Origin of the sequence: Coprococcus intestinihominis (assembly GCF_040096555.1) — a bacterium.
GTDB lineage: Bacteria > Bacillota > Clostridia > Lachnospirales > Lachnospiraceae > Coprococcus_A > Coprococcus_A intestinihominis.
Window position 1 is genome coordinate 1 of record NZ_JBBMEK010000279.1, and the last position, 4,123, is coordinate 4,123.

Annotated in this window: 5 protein-coding genes; all 5 read right to left on the reverse strand. The window is 45.0% G+C overall.

The window, feature by feature from the left end; all coding sequences use genetic code 11:
• On the reverse strand, nt 1-821 hold an 821-nt coding region (locus WMO25_RS15535; RefSeq protein WP_349086077.1), incomplete at its 3' end, for a M20/M25/M40 family metallo-hydrolase.
• A gap of 20 nt (nt 822-841) precedes the next feature.
• On the reverse strand, nt 842-2,206 hold the full coding sequence (locus WMO25_RS15540; RefSeq protein ID WP_349086079.1) for a PFL family protein: 1,365 nt from the start codon (nt 2,204-2,206) through the stop codon (nt 842-844).
• Nucleotides 2,207-2,224: 18 nt separating this feature from the next.
• Nucleotides 2,225-2,497 (reverse strand): ACT domain-containing protein, encoded by a 273-nt coding sequence (locus WMO25_RS15545; RefSeq protein ID WP_015514185.1) that lies wholly within the window; start codon nt 2,495-2,497, stop codon nt 2,225-2,227.
• A 17-nt stretch (nt 2,498-2,514) separates the two neighbouring features.
• Nucleotides 2,515-3,309 (reverse strand): MBL fold metallo-hydrolase, encoded by a 795-nt coding sequence (locus tag WMO25_RS15550; RefSeq protein WP_349086081.1) that lies wholly within the window; start codon nt 3,307-3,309, stop codon nt 2,515-2,517.
• Nucleotides 3,310-3,494: 185 nt separating this feature from the next.
• Nucleotides 3,495-4,123, reverse strand: a 629-nt coding sequence (gene coaE / locus WMO25_RS15555) for a dephospho-CoA kinase (RefSeq protein WP_349086083.1), incomplete at its 5' end; no start/stop codon positions are given.

Sequence of the window (4,123 nt, forward strand, 5' to 3'; positions counted from 1 at the left end):
ATCTCATCGATGTCTTCATCAGATACCACGATCTCAGCCTTACTATCTACAGGAATCGCATTGTCCTTGTCTCCGCCATCCACAGAAATAATACAAAATGGCAGTGCTTCATGCAGTTCAAACAACAGTCTGCCAAGCAAAATGTTCGCATTGGCACGGCCTTTATCAATCTCTGAGCCGGAATGTCCACCCACAAGGCCATGGACATGCAGTGTCATTGCCGTTCCCTCGGCGGAAGCACAGCTCATCGGAAGAAACGATGTGGCTTTCACACCGCCGGCACAGCCTGCAAGGAAATGCCCTTCATCCTCTGAATCAAGATTCAAAAGGTATTTTGCCTTCAGATCAGCTGTATCCAGTGCAATGGCACCTTCCATGCCCACTTCTTCTTCAGTTGTAAAGACCACTTCCAGTTCCGGATGTTCAATCGTATTATCCTCAAGAATTGCCAATCCCATGGCAACGGCAATGCCGTCATCTCCGCCGAGGGTTGTTCCCTTTGCATGGACATATCCGTCTTCAACCACCAGGTTCAGTCCATCTCTCGCAAAATCAAAATCCACACCTGCATCTTTGACACATACCATATCCAGATGTCCCTGGAGCATCAGAACCGGCGCTTCGCCATAGCCTTCTGAAGCCGGCTTTCTGATTACGACATTGTATTCTTCATCCTGACGGACCTCAAGATTCAGAGACTGTGCCACAGAAACACAGTAATCGCTGATGGCTGCTACATTGTAAGAACCATGCGGGATCTTGCAGATCTCCTCAAAATAATAAAAAACGCGTTCCGGTTTTAAACCTTCTAAAACTCCCATTTCTATCTCCCAAAATAAAATTAATTTTTAAAACTGTGAATTGGCGCCGGAATTCTGCCGCCGCGGTTAATGAAATCCGAACAGTCAAATTCATTCACTTTCATAATCGGTGCATAACCAAGCAATCCGCCAAATTCAGCTGTATCGCCGACTTTCATGCCATGTACCGGAATCAGTCGGACCGCAGTTGTCTTCTGGTTGATCATACCGATCGCCATTTCATCTGCGATCATACCGGAAATAGTGGTTGCCTTTGTATCTCCCGGAATAGCGATCATATCCAGACCAACAGAGCATACACATGTCATCGCTTCCAGTTTCTCCATGGTCAGTGCACCTTCCAGTACAGAATCAATCATACCCTGATCCTCAGATACAGGAATAAAAGCACCGGACAGACCGCCGACATAAGAAGAAGCCATGATACCGCCCTTCTTCACCTGATCATTCAAAAGGGCAAGGGCCGCTGTTGTACCCGGTGCACCCACGCGCTCAAGACCCATTTCCTGAAGGATCTCAGCAACGCTGTCACCAACAGCCGGTGTCGGAGCAAGGGAAAGGTCAATAATGCCAAACGGCACGTTCAGACGTCTGGAAGCTTCCTGGGCAACCAGCTGCCCAACACGTGTCACCTTAAAAGCTGTCTTCTTGATTGTATCACAGAGCACACCGAAATCCTGACCTTTGACTTCTTCAATAGCACGTTTAACAACACCAGGGCCACTGACACCCACGTTGATGACAACATCTCCCTCTGTCACACCATGGAATGCGCCTGCCATAAATGGATTATCATCCGGTGCATTACAGAAAATAACAAGCTTCGCACAACCAAGAGAATCATTGTCCTTTGTCAGCTCTGCTGTCTTCTTCACGGTCTCGCCCAGCATCTTGACAGCATCCATATCAATACCGGTCTTGGTAGAACCCACATTCACAGAACTGCAGACGAGTTCTGTCTCTGCCAATGCCTGAGGGATAGATTCAATCAACAGCTTGTCCGCAGGTGTCATGCCCTTTGAAACAAGGGCTGAATAACCGCCGAGAAAGTTGATGCCTACTGTATGAGCGGCTCTGTCAAGGGTCTTGGCAATCTTCACATAATCTTCCGGTGTCTTGCAGCAGCTGCCGCCAACCAGTGCAATCGGCGTTACGGAAATTCGCTTATTGACAATCGGAATACCATAATCCAGCTCAATCTGCTCACCGACCTTCACAAGATTCGCTGCCTTCTCAGTGATCTTACGATATATCTTATCACAAACAACATCTACATCATTATCACAGCAATCAAGAAGACTAATACCCATTGTAATTGTACGGACGTCCAGATTGGACTCCTCAATCATCTTGTTCGTTTCCTGAACTTCAAATACATTGATCATTTATCTTACCCGCCTTTGTTAAATTCTATGCATGATGTCAAAAATCTCTTCGTGCTGCATTTTGATCTGAACACCAAGATCTTCACCGATCTTATCAAGATCCTTCACCAATGAGGCAAATTCCTTATCTGCACCATTAGCATCTACGATCATCATCATATGAAAATAGCCCTGGATAATGGACTGATCAATATCAAGAATGTTAATCTTATGCTCCGCAAGATATGTACATACGGTTGCAATAATACCTACTCTGTCCTTGCCGATAACTGTAATAATTGTCCTGTTCATGATTCAATACCTCCGTTTTATAATGTGATAAGAGCCCTTGCCTCATCCCTTGGGGCAACGCTGATATGCAGCGCTTCTTTTGTCACTGAAAAATCTCTTTCCAATTCATTCTGAACGGCTCTGAGCGCAAGCTCAGGAAAATTGTTCTCCTTGCTCAAGTGTCCAAGGATCACCTGCTGCAGTCTCTCATTCAGGAGTCTGCCGACCAGCTGACCGGACATCTCATTGCAAAGATGGCCATAATTCCCGGCGATTCTGCGCTTCAACTGATAGGGATATGGTCCCACTTCAAGCATATGCAGATCATAATTAGCTTCCACATAGAGCAGATCACAATCCTTAAGCTCATCGATGATCGCCTCATCAAAATAACCCAGGTCCGTCACTGTTCCAATTCTTGCATCTGCCGTTTCAATCTGATAGCTGACAGGATCCCTTGCATCATGGGGAATAGAAAAAGGATGGATGGTCATATCGTTAATCTGGAAAGTCTCTCCCGGCCGGATCACATGAAAAAGTGATTCATCCACCTTGCCAAGTGACTTCGTCCGCCATATTTCTTCCAATGTTCCTCTTGTCCCATAAATCGGCACATGATACCTTCTTGACCAGACACCGATTCCCTGGATATGATCCATATGTTCATGGGTAACGAGAAGTGCATCAATATCAGTACCTTCTGTGCCGAAACTCTTAAGTCCCTGCTCAATTCTCTTCTTACTGATACCTGCATCGATCAAAATATGTGTATCATCATTTGCTGCATACAGACAGTTGCCGCTGCTGCCGCTGGCAATTGTTGAAAATTGCATGCATCTCATCCTCTCATCGTAAAATAATAACTTTCAAGTTAAACGCATCTGTGCGCAGAACTTTTATACTAAATTATAATCCATCGACATTTTAAACGCAACATTTATTTTGTATTAGTACAGTAATTCATCAAAGTACACAAACGGCTGCCAAAGGCAGCTAAAACATTTCATCATTCGTGCATTTATTGTTGATCCAGCTTCTTTTTCAACTGAGCATACACATCCGATAATGTTGTGTTATTCTTAATCACAAAAGAACATTGCTCAAAAAAGACCTCATCCGGCTGCTGGTTTCTCATCACCGAATCAACCTTCTCATCGGAGTAATTCCTTGTCTCCTTCATGCGCTGTCTGCGGATCTCCGGTTTCGTATACACATACCAGAATTCATCACAGATATCTTCATATCCGCATTCAAGAAGAATGGCAGATTCCAACGCCACAAAACGACACTCACCGGAAGCCTCTGCCTCTGCGATCAACTTTCGTATCTCATCCTTTACATAAGGATGCGTCATACTGTTCAACTTCTCCAGGGCTTCTTTGTTGTTAAAAACATGATCGGCCAGCTTCTTTCTGTCGATTTCGCCGTCATCCATCAAAATATCCCTGCCAAAATATTCCACGATCAGCTGATAGCTGATATTGCCCTTCTGCATCAGTTCTCTTGCCACTTCGTCAGACATAATCACACATCCTCCGAAATTCTGCTGAAGCATTTTGATCACTTCGGATTTACCTGTACCGGCACCGCCTGTAATGCCATACACCTTCATTTGTACATCCCCTTTTCTACGTCCCGGATTTATTT

Coding starts and splice junctions, on each gene's coding strand:
- WMO25_RS15540 (WP_349086079.1), bottom strand. CDS start 2,206: ATGATCAATGTATTTGAAGTTCAGGAAACGAACAAGATGATTGAGGAG.
- WMO25_RS15545 (WP_015514185.1), bottom strand. CDS start 2,497: ATGAACAGGACAATTATTACAGTTATCGGCAAGGACAGAGTAGGTATT.
- WMO25_RS15550 (WP_349086081.1), bottom strand. CDS start 3,309: ATGCAATTTTCAACAATTGCCAGCGGCAGCAGCGGCAACTGTCTGTAT.